At 42.9% G+C, this 17,479-nt stretch carries 12 protein-coding genes, 2 pseudogenes and 1 CRISPR repeat array; of the genes and pseudogenes, 11 read left to right on the top strand and 3 right to left on the bottom strand.

Annotated elements, in window-relative coordinates; genetic code table 11:
- Positions 1 to 145 precede the first annotated feature (145 nt).
- On the top strand, positions 146 to 469 hold the full coding sequence (locus V7L20_RS14500) for a hypothetical protein (RefSeq protein ID WP_334744755.1): 324 nt from the start codon (positions 146 to 148) through the stop codon (positions 467 to 469).
- 303 nt (positions 470 to 772) lie between these two features.
- A CRISPR array of direct repeats spans positions 773 to 1,099; the repeat unit is 37 nt; unit sequence ATTGCAATCACATAAAATCCCTATTAGGGATTGAAAC.
- A gap of 57 nt (positions 1,100 to 1,156) precedes the next feature.
- Here the strand turns inward: V7L20_RS14500 and V7L20_RS14495 are convergent.
- Positions 1,157 to 1,363 carry a hypothetical protein gene (locus tag V7L20_RS14495; RefSeq protein ID WP_334744754.1) on the bottom strand — a complete coding sequence of 69 codons (207 nt, stop codon included), beginning with the start codon at positions 1,361 to 1,363 and terminating at the stop codon, positions 1,157 to 1,159.
- 677 nt (positions 1,364 to 2,040) lie between these two features.
- Here V7L20_RS14495 and V7L20_RS14490 point away from each other — a divergent pair.
- The 3 genes and pseudogenes from V7L20_RS14490 to V7L20_RS14480 form a co-directional block, all read left to right on the top strand.
- Positions 2,041 to 3,390, top strand: a complete 1,350-nt coding sequence (locus tag V7L20_RS14490; RefSeq protein WP_334744753.1) for a hypothetical protein — start codon at positions 2,041 to 2,043, stop codon at positions 3,388 to 3,390.
- 314 nt (positions 3,391 to 3,704) lie between these two features.
- On the top strand, positions 3,705 to 5,444 hold the full coding sequence (locus tag V7L20_RS14485) for an RluA family pseudouridine synthase (RefSeq protein ID WP_334744752.1): 1,740 nt from the start codon (positions 3,705 to 3,707) through the stop codon (positions 5,442 to 5,444).
- 15 nt (positions 5,445 to 5,459) lie between these two features.
- Positions 5,460 to 5,669: pseudogene (locus tag V7L20_RS14480) on the top strand (DUF4915 domain-containing protein); the annotation flags it as partial.
- Here V7L20_RS14480 and V7L20_RS14475 read toward each other — a convergent pair.
- On the bottom strand, positions 5,603 to 5,779 hold the full coding sequence (locus V7L20_RS14475; protein WP_334744751.1) for a hypothetical protein: 177 nt from the start codon (positions 5,777 to 5,779) through the stop codon (positions 5,603 to 5,605). The pseudogene V7L20_RS14480 and the gene V7L20_RS14475 sit on opposite strands and share 67 nt — an antisense overlap.
- A 715-nt stretch (positions 5,780 to 6,494) precedes the next feature.
- Here V7L20_RS14475 and V7L20_RS14470 point away from each other — a divergent pair.
- Positions 6,495 to 9,938, top strand: coding sequence for an FG-GAP-like repeat-containing protein (locus V7L20_RS14470; protein WP_334744750.1), 3,444 nt, complete (start codon positions 6,495 to 6,497; stop codon positions 9,936 to 9,938).
- Positions 9,939 to 9,998: 60 nt separating this feature from the next.
- Positions 9,999 to 10,151 (top strand): annotated as a pseudogene (locus tag V7L20_RS14465) (IS4 family transposase); the annotation flags it as partial.
- A gap of 15 nt (positions 10,152 to 10,166) precedes the next feature.
- Here V7L20_RS14465 and V7L20_RS14460 read toward each other — a convergent pair.
- A complete protein-coding gene (locus V7L20_RS14460; RefSeq protein ID WP_334744749.1) occupies positions 10,167 to 11,666 on the bottom strand; it encodes a multicopper oxidase family protein in 1,500 nt (499 codons plus the stop codon).
- A 1,110-nt stretch (positions 11,667 to 12,776) separates the two neighbouring features.
- Here V7L20_RS14460 and V7L20_RS14455 point away from each other — a divergent pair.
- From V7L20_RS14455 to V7L20_RS14435, 5 genes are all read left to right on the top strand, one after another.
- A complete protein-coding gene (locus V7L20_RS14455; RefSeq protein WP_334744748.1) occupies positions 12,777 to 14,594 on the top strand; it encodes a di-heme oxidoredictase family protein in 1,818 nt (605 codons plus the stop codon).
- Positions 14,595 to 15,128, top strand: a complete 534-nt coding sequence (locus V7L20_RS14450; RefSeq protein WP_334744747.1) for a hypothetical protein — start codon at positions 14,595 to 14,597, stop codon at positions 15,126 to 15,128.
- Between the two features lie 605 nt (positions 15,129 to 15,733).
- Positions 15,734 to 15,943 (top strand): RRXRR domain-containing protein, encoded by a 210-nt coding sequence (locus tag V7L20_RS14445; RefSeq protein WP_334744746.1) that lies wholly within the window; start codon positions 15,734 to 15,736, stop codon positions 15,941 to 15,943.
- Positions 15,944 to 16,402: 459 nt separating this feature from the next.
- Entirely contained in the window at positions 16,403 to 16,663 is a 261-nt protein-coding gene (locus V7L20_RS14440; protein WP_334744745.1) for a hypothetical protein, read from the top strand.
- Positions 16,650 to 17,408: a class II aldolase/adducin family protein gene (locus V7L20_RS14435; protein ID WP_334744744.1), complete on the top strand. Its 759-nt coding sequence runs from the start codon at positions 16,650 to 16,652 to the stop codon at positions 17,406 to 17,408. Before V7L20_RS14440 ends, V7L20_RS14435 begins: the two co-directional genes overlap by 14 nt.
- Positions 17,409 to 17,479: the final 71 nt, after the last annotated feature.

The raw sequence follows: 17,479 nt of genomic DNA, 5'->3' as shown, positions 1-17,479 counted from the left end.
TGTCTCGAAATACATTTTGTTATTTTCCATCAATAAATTTACTTGCTCTATACCTTTTTATTTTTGGTCAAATATTAGATTTTTCCGGTTGAGCCAAAATATAAGTGAATAATTACTTTACATTGAATATGTATAGCTAAAACTCATGGAAATACCCCAACGCGTATCAGTCCGCTACAAAGACGCGTCCTTCAACAGTAATGAAATCCGTTTAAGAACTTTTCGGCTTGGGTTACAAATATGGGAAGAACAAACCAAACCTAGAAAAACAGAGCTTTATCAATTTATATCGTCTTGCTTGAAACAAGTTGACCGCCAAGATCGTTTTATGTTTTCTGTACTGTTCATAGAATTAACAGACCTTATACGTAATTCTTCGCTAGAAAGGGGAACGAAAGAGGTTTTGATTAAAACAGCTTTTAGGGAGTTTGCTTGTGCCATAACAGACTTTGAAGATGTTGCTAAGTAAGGTTAGTCAGCCAACCTCATCAAGTAGGATATTTACTAAGTAAGCAGCTTTTCCATTAGATTATTTTTTCGCTGAATGCGCGGATGGGTAGGTGTTCGGGAAGGAGTGACTACAAAAATAGCTGAATTGCCCTATATGCAAGAACTTGAGAGCGTTAGTATTTCTAAACCATCCGCGCACCTTATGGCGGCTAGTTTTCAGCCATTTGCCTCTAGCCAAATTACAACTCCTCGTGTTATGATTTTTGCATTCGCGCAACCGACCCTTGAAAACCAAATAGAGTAAGGCTTTCAGAAGCTGGCAATTGCAATCACATAAAATCCCTATTAGGGATTGAAACAAGAATCTAAAAAACTCACTGGGATATTTATCCTATTGCAATCACATAAAATCCCTATTAGGGATTGAAACGAACTAGTATTGCACGACTATCTTGGACTGGCTCTATTGCAATCACATAAAATCCCTATTAGGGATTGAAACTGGTCAAACTTCACAACACAACCCGTAATTTCACCATAATTGCAATCAGATAAAATCTTTATTAGGGATTGAAACGAATTATTAATCCTAGATTGGCTTGCAGTGCGTAAATTGCAATCATATAAAATCACTATTAGGGATTGAAACGCGATCGCATTCTATCAACAAAATCAAATCCCCACATTTGAGGTAGGGACTACAGACTTACTCTAAGTACAGCATTTCATTAATTCGTAGCGAAGTAAATTTGGCAATACTCTGCAATACCAATGCATCGGCTGACAATACCAATGCATCGGCTAACAATACCAATGCATTGGCTGACAATACTAATGCATCGGCTAACAACACTAATGCATCGGCTAACAATACCAATGCATCGGCTAACAATACCAATGCGTCCCCTTGCATTAAAAACGCTACGATTTTAGGCAAAGCTGTACTAAGCAGCTATTAATTTAAGGTCAACTAACATACTTTCGGTTGTTGCCATAGGATGAGTTTCAATTCAGAGCAGTAGCAACCCCTGTTAATGATTGTGGGTTCGTAGTCAATGAAAATCTGAATGATTAGTCACTTTTTGGCTTGATTCTGTTATTGGCAGCAATAATGGCAAAAGAAATAAACACAAACTGGGCTAATTTACCAAAAAATTGGGTCTAAAGCCTTACTCTAAAGAATTCAATCGAGTCAAAATTGCCATTTTTGCGATCGCATCAGTGTAAAAGCAGGAAGCAGAAGTTGAAGATTGCGATTGCAAAAATGGGGAAACCACAGTCTAGTGTATAGCTTGCGACACCAAACGAATTAAACGCAACCGTAGCCGCGATTCACTCAAAGGTAACTTAAACCTGCTGTTCCAGGAATTGTGTAAAATAATTCTCCTGACTTATGACTTCCCTGAAAGCGAAATTATGTTGAGCGGAGTCAAACACAGCGTCTTTAAGATTTGTGGCTGACCTATGTTAAAATCCTTGATACAAACGAAGGATTTTGAAACCTAAACTTTTAAACTTTTAGTTACCCTGAATGACTCAAGTATGGTTACACTACCGACATAGTAATCACTGTTGGTGGAATACCGAGCGATGTATAGAAATGCTAAAAGATTGACTGCTATTTTTCTGTTGGTTTTTCTGTTGATTGTTACTATCAATTTTGCAGTAATTGCTCAAGATAGTTCAGATGGGCCTTCTGTAAATTTAGCGCCTCAGCTATGTTCAGTACCTCCTGAACTGGAAACTCAACAAGTCATTGCCAACAATGGTGGTAACCAAGTTAAAATGGGCGATCGCATCAGGATAAAAGTTAAAGGATTATCAGCAGCGACCAGAAAAGCAACGGCTAATGCCACTAATTCATTTGATCCTCGACAATTAGTGTTGTACCTGGATGGCTATGAACTAGAAGATATCCACGGTGAACCAGTCATCGTCAAGGTTCAAGGTAAAGATCAAAAGACAGTTCTTGAGGATGATTGGTTAGCCTTTCGACTTGAACGTACCGACTCATCTCAAGCTGCATGGAATGGGCTTCTTGGTAGCAGATACAGTATTAACGTCATAGCGGGAGTGGGATGTCCGAAAAAACTTGCAATTCCGGTGAGCAATGGTTTCCCACCTCCTCAATTAACAATAGTTCTGTTTTCGTGGCGATTTTGGCTGTGTCTACTTCTACTTGTGGCTGTTGTATTAATGTTCATTAGGTATTGCCGAAACACTCTTCGTAGCTCTGGAATAGAAGGAGTTTACTCTGAAATAGAGGTGATTGGTGGACAGAAAGGGTTGACCACAGAAAAGGTTGATCTTAAAAAGGTTGATCTTAAAAACGAATATCGTCAAAGCCGAATTGCTCAAGTTTTTCTTGGCAGAAAAAAATTGAACAGGAACCCATTTAGTCTATCTATATCTCAACTTGCTTTTTGGACATTTCTAATTTTTGGTGCTTACCTGATTATCTACGGCATAACAGGAGACTATACCAATATTTTGAATCAGCAATCACTAATATTATTGGGAATCAATTCTGTAACTACCGTTGGTATTTCGTTAATTGATGGACAAGGGAATGAAAAGAATAAAAAAGGTAGTCAAAGCGTTTCTCAAGGTTTTTTCTACGATATATTATCGGACATTAATGGAGTTAACTTTCATCGCTTCCAAACATTTATTTGGACAGTTGCTATTGGGCTATTCTTTGTTTGGGAAGTTCTGAAAAATCTGGCAATGCCAGAATTTGATGACACACTTCTTACACTACAAGGAATCAGTGCCGCAACATATCTTGGGCTTAGAGGGCAAGAGCAGCATGGTATGATAAAAGAGCTAGAATCTACATCCAGAGAAGATAATTCATCTGAACAACCGCCATCTGAACAACCGCTTCCATCAGAACAAGCCAATCCACCAAAGAGCGATTCATCGATTCCTGCTCCCTAAATTCTAAACGTTGAATCTTTGGCTACGTACCCGCCCAATCTAGGCGATCGCACTTCCACTCGTACTATCTTGTTATCCCTCTTTTGTTACTACGAGGAGAAAAAATACTGCCTCACTTTTGAACGCTAAACAAAATAATGAATTGTGCAATATTGTGCGCTCACAAGCAAACTTTATCATTTAAACTTACTGCTTGAGAAGAGAGGTAAAAATAGGAGTTTTAGATTATTCTCTACGAAGGTAACAAAAGAGGGATTAGCAAAGACAATAATTTCTATATATCAGGATCAACTAGATTTGTAATCATACTTTGTATGGTAATTCTGTACGCACTTTCAGATTTCATCGACTGCAATTTTGCAATAAGTGGCTCCTCTCCTAGTTATTGGTACGAGGGGCGTTGTCTCCAAAGTGGCGATTGCCTAAAATTACCCCGCACCTCAATATCTGAAGCGATCGCTCACGGACTCATGCAACAACTTGCCAAAAATGACTGTTATTCTCGTGAAGGTAAGATGTATGGAATACTATTAGTTGAACTAGCTAATGGCGAACAAAAGGTACTCAAAGCCTTTTCCGGTCTTTTGAATGGTTGCAGTGTGGTTGAGGGCTGGGTTCCACCAATTCCAGGACGAGACGAAGTTGCTTTAGAGTCAGCCCGCACTTTGGCACAGTTGGACGCGATTAAACAGGAAATCCTTACTTTAAAGCAACTAACCGAACGCCAGCAGTATGAAACCCTCTTTAATGAATTTGAGCAACAATTACAAGCAATGAGCGATCGCCATCGCCATTGCAAACATCAACGACAGGAAAAACGCCAGCAAATCTGCAATACACTTACAAAAGATGCACGCACCATTGCCCTTGAACAACTCGACGAAGAGAGTCGTCAGCAGGGAATTGAGCGGCGACTACTTAAACGCCAGCAAAATGAGTTATTACAGCCCCTCCAGCAGTTAATTGCAGCAACGGATGCGCGAATTAGCGAATTGAAACAACAGCGTAAAGCATTGTCTCGTCAACTCCAAGCTCAGATGCAGGCTACCTACAGCCTGACTAATTTTTCCGGGCGATCGCTATCATTACAGCAATTGATGCCAGGAGGTTCGCCCACTGGCACAGGAGACTGTTGTGCCCCAAAACTGCTTCATTATGCGGCAACACATAATCTCAAACCACTGGCAATGGCAGAATTTTGGTGGGGTGCGTCTTCCGTAAATCAAGATAAAATCCAGGGAAAATTTTATGGAGCATGTGCCGAGCGATGCCAGCCATTGATGGGGTTTTTGCTTTCCGGGTTAAGACCTATTTCAATCCCTAATAGAGATTTTTACATGACAACTCCACTCTTACTAAAGACATTAACACATTTACCTAGACCTAATGTGTTTGAGTCCGATGAATTTCCCACAATCAAGGGAGAGATGCCGATTATTTATGAAGACGAATGGCTGATTGCTGTGAACAAACCTGCTGGATTACTTTCGGTGCCTGGTCGTTATAGCGATCGCCAAGATAGTGTCTTGAGTCGCTTACGTCATCTTTTAGCGGATGGGATGGCGCTTGCATCTGTGCATCGCCTAGATCAGGAAACTTCTGGGATTTTGTTGTTGGCACGCGATCGTCAAACCCATCGGCAAATTAGTCAGCAGTTTCAGCAACGCCAGGTTTACAAGGTTTATGAAGCGATACTTTCCGGTGTTGTGACAGTTGAGCAAGGTAAAATTGACCTGCCATTGTGGGGAGATCCTGAAAATCGTCCTTATCAAAAAGTCGATTGGCAGCACGGTAAACCCAGTTTGACACACTTCCAGGTAATTGCCAGAGAACAAGATTACACCCGTGTAGAGTTTACGCCGCTAACAGGACGCACTCATCAATTAAGGGTTCATGCAGCTGATACGCGAGGACTTGGGGTAACTATTTTAGGCGATCGCCTTTATGGATGCTGTGTAGTTACCAGTCGCTTACATCTGCACGCCAGAGAACTTCGCTTTAAGCATCCGCACTTAGAAAAAACCCTTTATTTACAAGCAATTACACCCTTTTGACGCTACAAAACTTTTTCTGGTTTAAAACTGGACGAAACTTTAGTTAGTAAAAATGCTGACCCCCGATGTGGGTTGACGGTCATAGATATAAAAACTGGAGGAGTTGTTCACTGGTTACGTCTAGAGGGAGAAGTCACCGAACTCTATGACGTGCAGTGTTACCAGTCAAATACCGACATTTGCCCTTGGGAGTTCGCACCTAACAGCATCAAACGCGAACTTTGATAGATGGTAAATGCCAGACTCATCTGCTGGGATTGTAACCAGTCGATGAAATTACGTTCGGTAACAATTTTTATAGGAAGAGAGTTTTTGGGAGTCGGTTGTGCTGTCATCAGAAAAAAGTCATTTTTGACACTGACAATCAACGTCGCTTATAATGCAATACGGTTCAGTTAAGGCTAAAACTCTTTGTCAAAGTCAGTTGTTTTAACGAACCGCAAAGGCGCAGAGAAGCCAGTGCACCCTTGCGGTTCCCCGACTTGAAGCAACTGGCGCGACACAGAGAGAAGAAAAAAATGCTTAACTGAACTGTATTGACTTATAATGTTGGGCGTTTAGTCATTAACTATACATAGCTGAAAATACAGTCAACAGTTTTACTGAAGTTGAGCGAGCATCCTAAATGTGTAAATCACTTAAACTCGCTGCTATTGCTGGCTATATGTTGTCAGGACACCTGATCGTTGTTGCTTGCTGCTGTCAGTATCTGGAAGAGCCGTGACTATATTTCTACTAGGAAAGACGGTGCATTAAAGCTACTTGATTACTAGTAATGCTGATTCTTGGGCAGATACAGCGCTTCCTGCTGTTATGAAGTACAGTTTATCCCCTCCCCGCTACCTTCTGTAACCTTTCACGACTAAGAGCGTACCTCATAATAGCGGGAACTGCTGTATCTATCGGCTCTTAAAAAACACATTTTATAACCCATTACCAGCAATGCTTTCAGAAAATTCCTCAAAATGTGTTTCTTTCATATTTCGCTAGTGGCGATCGCGACGGTCAAAGACGGAAATATAAACAAAAATTGGAGAGTGCTGAAAAACTATGAACAGTACAATAAATCGACCTAAGAAGACAAACTCCCATCAACAAGCTACACCACAAATTGCTCAAAATCTTTCTTTTTCACTCCCCACCCTGGTCTTCATTGACTCAGGAATTGAAGACTATGAGTTACTTGTTGAGGGGATCTTACCAACAGCACAGGCAATTGTCCTGTCTAAGCATAAAGATGGGATAGCCCAGATCAGCGAAGTTTTAAAATCTTGCCCCACCGCCAATATTCAGTTAATTGCTCACGGGAGTCCCGGAGGTTTGCAACTGGGCAGTAAGCAACTGAATTTAGACAACATCCACACTTACCGCCAGCAGCTACAGCAGTGGCAAGCAGCAGAAATTCTGATCTATGGGTGTGAAGTGGCAGCCTATGAAAGAGGAGAAGCTTTCATCGAGAAGCTACACCAATTCACAAGGGCAAATATCGCCGCCTCAGCCAGGAAAATTGGCAATGCCCAACATGGGGGAAGTTGGGAATTAGAAGTCAAAGTAGGGAAAATCGCTGCAAATCTAGCTTTGAAACCAGAAGTCCGAGGAACCTATCCTGGTGTGTTAGTAACCTTTAGCACCGCCACCAACTTCAGCGTCAGCACTCGTCCCATATTAGGAGCAGTGGGGGACTTCAACAAGGACGGCTATCCAGACTTGGCTGTGACAAACTTTGGCAGCAACAACGTCTCAGTGCTGCTCGGTCTAAGTACTGGCAGCTTTGCCACTGCCACCAACTTCAGCGTCGGGACTTATCCCGCATCAGTAGCAGTAGGGGACTTCAACAAGGACGGCTATCAAGACTTAGCTGTGGCAAACGAAGGCAGCAGCAATGTCTCAGTGCTGCTGGGCCTAAGTACTGGCGGCTTTGGCACCGCCACCAACTTCAGCGTTGGGATGGGTCCCTTTTCAGTAGCAGTGGGGGACTTCAACAAGGACGGCTATCCAGACTTGGCTGTGGCAAACTATTTTAGCGCCAACGTCTCAGTGCTGCTGGGTTTAAGTACTGGCGGCTTTGCCACTGCCACCAACTTCAGTGTCGGGACAAATCCCCGGTCAGTAGCAGTGGGGGACTTCAACAAGGACGGCTATCAAGACTTAGCTGTAGCAAACCAGAACAGCAACAACGTCTCAGTCCTGCTGGGTCTAAGTACTGGCGGCTTTGCCACCGCTACCAACTTCAGTGTCGGGACGGGTCCCTTTTCAGTAGCAGTGGAGGACTTGAACAAGGACGGCTATCAAGACTTAGCTGTAGCAAACCAGAACAGTAACAACGTCTCAGTCCTGCTGGGTCTAAGTACTGGCGGCTTTGCCACTGCCACCAACTTCAGTGTCGGGACGAATCCCCGTTCAGTAGCAGTGGGGGACTTCAATAAGGACGGCTATCAAGACTTAGCTGTGGCAAACCATGGCAGCAACAACGTCTCAGTGCTGCTGGGTCTAAGTACTGGCGGCTTTGGCACCGCCACCAACTTCAGCGTCGGGACGAGTCCCTTTTCAGCAACAGTGGGGGACTTCAACGGTGATGGCAAACAAGACTTGGCTGTGGCAAACGAAAGTGACAACAACGTCTCAGTGCTGCTCAATACCACCCCCCCCACAATCACCCTTGCCCCAGGCAGCAACCCCACAAAAGGCGGCCCTGACGGTAACTTTACCGTGACTTTAGACAGTGCCGCCCCAGTTGGCGGGCTAGTCGTCAACTTTAATACCAATGGTAGTACCGCCACCCAAGGTACTGACTACACCCTAGCTGCTGGCACAAATATTACCAATGTCACAGCTAATACCTTCACCATTGCCGCCGGACAGACCAGTGCTGCTTTAACAGTAAAAACTGCACCGAACAATTACACAGTCTCTAACCCGAATGAAACTGTCACACTCAACCTGGCAGCAAGCAATGACTACATTCTGGGTACAAATAACACCACGACGTTGACAGTTGCCAATCATACCGATATTGCCCCAGTGCTAACAGTCCCTGGAAATCAAACTGTCAATGAAAACACTAGCTTAAACTTGACAGGTATTAGCATCAGCGATTTTGATACAGGCACCAGTCCCGTTCAATTAACCCTCAGTGCCACCAATGGTAACCTCACCTTCAATTCCACCACTGGCCTGACCTTGACTAATGGCAGTAACGGGACTAACAACATCGCCTTCACAGGGTCATTGAGCGATTTCAACAATGACTTGAGTACCCTAGTTTATCAAGGTAATAGCTCCTTCAGTGGTAATGATACCATTACCCTTGTTGTCAACGATCTTGGGAACACAGGTACAGGTGGACCGTTAACCAATACCCAAACCATTCCCGTAATTGTTAATCCAATCACACCGACACCGAATCCAATCACACCGACACCGAATCCAATCACACCGACACCGAATCCAATCACGCCGATACCAGCCTCTTTGACAAACATCTCTGATGATGTATTTAATATTAACGGTGACAATGGCTTACAAACAATTCAAATTAGTATCACAAGTAGCAGTTCTAACTTAGTTGATGAATTGGGTGTGTATACTGTTGATGATGCTGCTGGTACAATTGGCGGTATTGCCCCTGGTGCTGCTGGTTACACCCAAGCGGCTTTGGCACGAGGACAGGTGATTCTCTCGGCTCTTGCTAATTTACCCCAAGGGTTCACCAACAGTTCTGTTAATGATTTGCTACAATTCTCATCTAATACTAACCTGAGATTTTATTTAGTCAAAAACAGTACAACGGAGAATGTATTGGCTGGAGTCACTCCAACCACTGATGTCCTATTTTCTGACCCTTCAAACCAAAAGATTACAAGCTTGGGCAATAATGCATTCTCCTTAGCTTGGAAGGATAGTTCTGGTAATAATACAACTGGAAACCCGAATCTGGATGTGAAAATTCAGCTGACAAATAATCCATTACCTCTAGGTACAGATTTGCAAGGTTCCCCACAGGGAGAACTCATTGATTTGCACAACGTTCAACAACAGGTGAACGCCACTTTTGTTGTCAATAGAGAAGCCGCTTATAACAACTATGGCGGCTTCTATCAAGTCATCAATGCCAATGGTGATATTAATGCCAATGGTACAGTTTTACATCCAGGAGACTCAGGTTATCTCCAAGCTGCCGTTGCTCAAAGAATTTTGAGCATTGACCTAACGGTCGATAACCAAGGTCAAGCAACTTACACCAGCACTTTCCAGCCTGGGGCTATCTTTGCACCTTTTCTCATTGCTGATGGGACTCCAGATGCTTTTCTCCATGGCAATTCCAATAACGCGCCTCATGTTTTCACCTCTTTCTTGGGTGCTAATACTGACAAACAAGATCACGTTCGCTTATTAGGAAATAACGTCTTTGCTTTTGAGGATCAACTAGGTGGTGGTGACAAGGATTTCAACGATCTGATTATGCGGATCACCTTCAGTACCCCAGCAACCTAAAAACAGGAGCAACGCGATTTGGTGAGGTCCAAAAAAGCGGAATTTGATATTCCAGACAGTGATGAGTTAAAAATACATCTTCTGGGGCGAAAAACTTATGTCCGTGCCCAAAAACCAGGGGAAGTTGTGCAAGAGGTTTATGGTTGGCTGTTAGGGCATTGGTCAGTAAGAGTGTTAATGTTTCAAGCCGCAACAACTGTTGGGGTTGCACCATTTTAGCGTTAATGTCTATAAAGGTGGAGCTGGAAGTGGCTTGGCTGCAACTGCCAAAGGTGAGCGTCCGCCCTGTCCCACTTCAAACTGATTCATCATATCGTGGTCTTCGTGAACCGCATTGTGGCAGTGTGAGATATATTTACCTGTATTAGGGCCAAACTTACCAATTACTCGTACAGTCTCGTTTTCCCCAACATAGAAGACATCTTTCAACCCACGCTCGTAAGGAAAAGGTAGTTTACCATTACGGTCAAGCATTAGGCAATCAATTAGATGAAGGTGGATAGGATGAAACGCAGCACTTGATGCGTGAGACAATTTCCAGATTTCAACATCGCCTAATTTAGGATTAGCATCAATTCGGGTATTATCCCAGGCTTTGCCATTGATCACCCACAGATTATTAGAACGCTGATATTTAAATTCTCTGGTTCGCACTGCTGAAGATTCTGGGATAGGCTGGATTGTACGTAACCTGGAGGGGATAGAGCTATTATCTGGTTCACGCCGCACAACATCAAAGCGCATAATTTGATTCGTACCGTCATAGTTCTTGTTGTTAGGAAGTCCGAGATTTTGCAGCACTACCTGAGAGCCGACTGGGTATTTAGAAAAATCAATAATAAATTCGTAGCGTTCTGCCATCCCCAACCGGAAATTTTTGACTTTAACTGGTGCGCTCATTAATCCGGCATCAGTGCCAATCATAGTAAAATTATCGCCGTTGCTCAAGGCAAGATTGTAAGAGCGCGAAATCGAACCATTCAAGACTCGGAAACGGTACTTACAAGTACTTACCTCCATACGTGGCCAAGGCGCACCATTGACCAAAATGACATCACCATATTGACTAATTTCACCTTGGGTATTGAAGACTAACTTGCCAGTATTAGTAAACTGCTTATCTTGGATAAACAGTGGTACGTCATATTTATCTTTGGGTAACGGTAATCCTAGCTCAAAGTCATCTTGAACAAGGTACATGCCTGCCAAACCCATATAAACATTACGTGCAGTATTATGAATGCTGTGGTCGTGATACCATAACGTAGCCGCGCGTTTGTTTGGATAGACATAATCTTTGTAGAAACCCGGTGGTGTCAAATCTTCAGCATAGCCATCGTACTGCGGTAACGATGCCATGCCATGCAAGTGAACTGATGTTGGTGTATCGACACTGTTATTGATAAAGCGAATAATTGATTGTCGCCCTTGACGTTGCTTAATTGTGGGGCCAGGAGCAATACCGTTATAACCCCATATCTGCGTTGTTAACCCAGGCAAAATATTAACCTGAGCTTTTTTCATCGTAATCTCGTAGTAATCTGTGGTGGCATTACTCCGCACTGGTTTAAGCACTGGCGGTATGGGAAGTTTGACAGTAAAACGAGTTGGCTGAGGACTACCAGCAGTAACTGCTTGTCCACGAGACAGCAAGCTTATAGGAATCACAAAAGAACCCCCTGTAAGCGCTCCTAGCTTCAGGGCTTCTCGTCTAGTTATTTTTATCACTTTAATTTCTTTATTGGTGTAGTGCGAAATTGTCCTGGATGGCTTTAGCAATCAGGAGATTTAAAAAGTTTGAGATACTAAGATTTACCTACTGTACAAACACATCAGTTTGTGCATTAAGGTAAATAGTTGTCTCAAAATTTTACAAATTATTTTTATTATTTGCATAGCATTTTTTATATAAATGTACATTTCCGTTTGTCTTTTTAATTTACAAATATATTCACAAAAAGTCAACTAATTAGTAATTCAATCGAACCCCAAAAAACTGCAATCGACTTGATTTTTGCTTTATTACTTTTATTTTTACTTTTTCTTAAATTTATAAAAAGCAACACTTGTTTACTGACTTTTTAACTAAATTAGAAAGTTTTTGCACGTTTAGTCTCAATTTTAAAGTGGATTTTTATAAGAAAACTCATCTACAAAATTTAGCCATTCAATCTCTTGATTTAGTACAGCTAATTGCTAAATAAAAGCAGTATAATTTAACATTTTTTCTTTATTTATATAGAACTATTACGTCATCTCTTACTGGATAGGATGCAATACGGTTCAGATAAGCTTTTTTCTTCCTCCCCTGCTCCCCCTGCCTCAACGGATAAATTTCTTAACTGAACCGTATTGGGATAGGATGGCGTTTGCATCTGTGCATTACTTAGATCAAAAAACATCTAGTATTTTATGGTTGGCAACGCGATCGCCAAACCCATCAGCAAATTAGCCAGCTAAAATCATCTCTTTTACCTTAAAGTTTTGTGTAGCAAAGATTACTGTTTTATTCTCTGGTGAGAGTGATTAAAGCTGTTTACGGGCGATCGCCCGTGATCGATGTCAAGAAACAGAAATGTTTCTTAGGAGAACTTAACTTCTTACTCATGCATCATTACCAAAAAGTCTATCCTCTTGTGGGTAGAATTTTTAATTTTAAGATTGTCGTAAATTATATATGTAATTACCCTTAAGGTTTAGCAAAAGCAAGGTCTGAGCATTGGTACCAATAGCTTATTCTTTTTCATGCTTAGTAGCATAGACAGGCTAAAAATTCAAATATGCGATTTGTGATTTTCAGCGTGTCTTACTCAATCTTGAATAAAGCTGAAATACATAATGCGAAGGCTTAAACTGCTGAATGTTTTGTTGATAGTGGGTTTATCACTTAGCATTTCAGTGTTCATTTCTTTTGTTTTCCCACACCAAGTTTTTGGTCAGTTTCGTACTAATATTCCCAACAATGCCACGTTACTTGGACAGCGAAAAGTCGAAGTTAGTTCAGGCTTCGTGGTTGCGCCTCCAAATCAATCCCTTCGTCCAGCAGAACGTCTCCGTCGTGATACCTATGGCGATGTGGGACTTGCTCCTCTGAAAACAACGGCTCAGTTAGCTCGATTGCTCTATCCTTCTGTTCCACAATCAGCTCGCCAGAAACTGGTGGAAGGGGCGTGGTTTTTTACTGCCCCAGAAACGGTTAGAGAAGGCGCAGGATCGCTGACTAACCAAACCCGATGCGCAGGCTGTCACCTGAATAACTTGGAGTCGGTTCCGGGTCTAGGGCTGCTCACGGGTACCTCTAACGTTAGTCGAGCTGGACGGTCAACCCCCACCAACTTCAGTTATACGTCGGGTGACACCAATAAAGGTGGTAGACCAGCTGGTGTTCGCTTAGATCCAGTTGATCCAGACGGTTATGCTAACTTGAATATCGTTAATAAGGCCGACCCAACCTTAGATGCGATCAATAATACCGGGCAAACCGCAGCCTTTACGATTTTTGGAGACTTTTCACCATCGGCTGAAGCTGTCGATCCGACGAAATCTTACGATCCTTTGGATGGTACTAAAAATCCCATCACAGGTAATGCACAGAATTTTGGTGGTTTTGTGCAGCATACACGCCCTCCAATTGCTGAACTTAAAGCTTTCGATAGCAGTATAGATTGCAAACCAGAGGCAATCCCAAGCATCGCCCAAGACCGAAACCTCGGCAGGATAGATCCTACTACAGGGCTGAGTTCAAGTGGATTTCGCCGTGGTGTCGGTGAACGCGCTGGTCCCCCCTATATCGGTCGTGGGCTGATGGAAGCTATTCCAAACCAGGATATTACCAACGCTCCTGATCCCTCTGACACTATAGGCGGCAAATCGTCTTTGAAAACTGGTATATTCCAGTGCAACGGTGATTGTGTCACAGGTAAAGTCAATGTGATTCCTCCCAATGCGCCACCTGACCAACCCAACGCTCTAATCTCTGGGGTAGGGCGTTTTGGCTTACGTGCCAATGGCGCAGAGATACTACAGTTTATTATTGGGGGCTTGCAAGGTGAGCTTGGCATTACTACCTTGGCTAACAATAATGACATCAAAGTTGCTGATCCCAAAATTGCTCCTTACAATAAAAACTGCAAAAATATAATAACCGACCCTGAGTTTCCCCTCAGCACCCCATTCAGTGAGCGCAATTTCTTGCGCTTGACGGCTCCCCCAGAATTTGGCCCCAATCTCTTGGCCGTGCTGAATTCCAAAAATCCCTCTCAACCTCGTTCTGACTACAGTCGTGCAGCCAGTGTTCAACGAGGAGCGCAGCTTTTTGGTATTGATCTCACTGCCTTTGCCAACCGGATGATCCCTGGTCGTATGCCTCGCGGAGGCGATGGTCGTAATCCCAATGCCATCAACCAGAGCGATCGCATGGTGAGTTGTGTGAGCTGCCATACTCCGGTTCAAAGAACTGGTCGGTCACCTGCTGCTGGTGATCCATCCTTGGGTAGTGATGCAGCATCCGTTGTCAACATTCTCAGTTACCGTTGGGCACCAATTTTCTCGGATCTGATTCTGCATAAAGGCCCCATCATTGATGCTGAACGGTTTGCACCAACCCCACGCGATCCAATCCTTGTGAGCCGATCCACGGTTGTCAATAGTAACTGATTGAACTTCAAGACCTACGATCTACCCCGTAACCTCACTGATGATATCTTCTCAAACCAGAAAGCAACTGCCAAGGGTGAAGAGTTCCGTACACCGCCTCTGATGGGAATTGGTAAGGTTGGCCCTCCATTTTTGCATGATGGTAGCGTCTACTTGAGTACCCTCACCCGTGACACAACACCTGCCGGTACTGTGTTTACCAATAGCGAAGTGACCAATGCACCGTTGGTTGTTCGTTCGGTAGACGATGCACTTCGTGCAGCGATTGAGCTACATGACCTGCCTGCACCCGATAACTATAAGACCTCTAAGCTGCCAGGTGGAGGATGTCCTGTTCCTCCGGGTGGCAAAGTCATCAATAAAATCGGCAATGTTGTCAACTATGGCTCATCGCCTAAAGATGTCATTTGTCCACCTTATACCAGTGCTATTTCAAATACTCATCGAAGTGAAGCACGTGAAGTTATCGGTCGTTTCCGTTCTCTGACACCTTCTGATCAACAAGCGATAATTGATTTTTTGAAAGAACTATAGTGGCTTTCTAGTATCTCTAATATCGATTGTTTGGAAATTTTACTACGGGGACGTTCTTAAGAACGTCCCTTCTTTTGATGCAGCTAATCTTGCGATCGCCGCGATCGTGTCATATTCCCCTTACTCCCATTCAGAATTATGAAAATCAACTTGCTTTTTTAATTTGTATGTGATATTTTCTGGCTATAACTTCTTAAACTGTTTTACGACCGACTTACCGTATTTAAAGAAGATAATATCTTAGCTAATAGACTTTCCAATCAAAAATATCTAACTATTGATTATGAAACCATCGCACAAGATTAAATTATTTATTCCTTAAAAATCCTTAATGAGCGTTGAACCAATTTGCAATTTGTAATTCGCACTCTTGCTACGCCCCGCTACGTTCGCAAAGCGTCTCGTAGAGAAGAGAGCAATTACGTTTTGTGACAGGGATTTAGATTTAGGCGTTCAATTAGCGCTACTTGATAGAAGCTCCTACTTAAACCCCCAAACTAGGTTAAAGACAAGAATGCTGGAGTTTATCTCTAGACTTTCATTGTGATATTTTCTTTAACAAAAGGAGAGTCCCTTAATAACTTTATTTGTAAGGAATATAATACATGACTAAAGTATTCATTCTCGATGCCAACCAACAACCATTGTATCCAGTACGCATCAGCCGTGCTAGGCTGCTATTATCACAAGGTAAAGCTACCGTATTTCAGCGATATCCCTTTACTATAATCCTGAAGGAGTCCCTTTCTCATATCAAACTTGAGCAACTTGGCTTCAAAATTCACCCTGGCATTAAAATAATTCGTAATTCCTAATGGGCTACGCTCTAAGCAAAGCTATGCCGCAGGCTTTACGTAATTCTAAATTTGTAACTACGAGTAATTAGTTAATCTTAGTCGCCTCCTAAATTGAGGAATATAGATGACAAACCACACCATCTTAGAACCATTGGCAGAAGACCAATGATTTATTGAGAGCTTAAGAGTCTAGGGAATCCAATGGTTGAAGTGGCTACACCTAACGGAACAATCAATCTTTCTGAGGGAACGAATAAAAAAGAGTTGTGAGTCTTGGGTCAGTCGAACCCCAGGTAGACCAGACGAGAGGATTAATCCTCACAATTTGGGTAGGACAGACCGTAATTGGTCTGAGGTGTTCAGAATACATTTACTCCAGAAGAGAAAATGATTAGACACAGTTACAAAACTAGTAAATCTTGGGTAGCTCTATCGTGAAAGAAATTCCGCCGAAATCTATTCCGCCTTCAAAAGCTCGTGTATAAAGCGGTTCAAGTTGGAGACAAATCACTTCAACCAGGGGATATCTACCGCCTGTTACCCCCAGATGGCGATATCCACGCCGTCAAAACTACATCACAGAGCGCATCTGTATCCATCCATATTTTGCGTAATGATACAGGTTGCATCTTGCATCACCAGTTCATCCCAGAATCTCACAGGGTCAAATTCTTTCGCTCTGGATATTCTAACGCTCCTTGTCAAGAGGAAGAGGAAAAAGAACATGCCCTACGCTAGACCACGACCCCCCATATTCGAGCGAGTTGAAGACGAACGACTACACCGCAAACAACGCTTAGCTGCTGCCTTTCGCCTGTTTGGTAAACTTGGTTTCAGCGAGGAAATCGCAGGTCATATTACAGCTCGTGACCCAGAGTTTACAGATCATGTCTGGGTCAATCCATTAGGAACATACTTCGGTCATATCCGAGTTTCTGACCTGATCTTGGTTAACAGAGAAGGTGAGGTGGTTAAAGGTGATGCTGAAGTGAATCGAGCTACTTTCGCCATCCATTCTCAGATTTATGAAGTTCGACCTGATGTAATTGCTGCGGCTCACGCCCATTCACTTTATGGTAAAGCTTGGTCTAGTTTAGGTCGTCTTCTTGACCCCTTAACTCAAGATTCCTGTGCTTTTTATGAAGACCATGCGCTATTTGATGACTTTACAGGTGTGGTTTTAGAAACTTCTGAAGGTCAGCGATTGGCGCAAGCCTTGGGGCCAAACAAAGCTATAATCCTGCGCAACCACAGCATTTTAACTGTGGGACATACGGTAGATGAAGCTGCCTTTTGGTACATTAACTTAGAGCGATCGTGCCAAGCCCAACTACTAGCAGAAGCTGCGGGTAGACCCACTACTATCAAACACGAGACAGCCCGTTTAACACAAACTCAAGTGGGGTCACATACAAGTGGGTGGTTCGGCTTCCAGCCACTTTACGATAGAATTGTGCGCGAAGAACCTGATTTGCTAAATTAGTGTTGTGTTTTTTGACACTGGGATAATAAGTAAGGTCAACTATAATTCGCTTTTTACCATTCGTAATGGGC

The sequence above is a fragment of the Nostoc sp. genome (genome assembly GCF_036916735.1).
In the GTDB taxonomy this organism is placed as follows: Bacteria; Cyanobacteriota; Cyanobacteriia; order Cyanobacteriales; family Nostocaceae; genus Nostoc.
The sequence above is the reverse complement of the archived record's forward strand: the minus strand, read 5'-3'. Positions and strand labels throughout refer to the sequence as shown.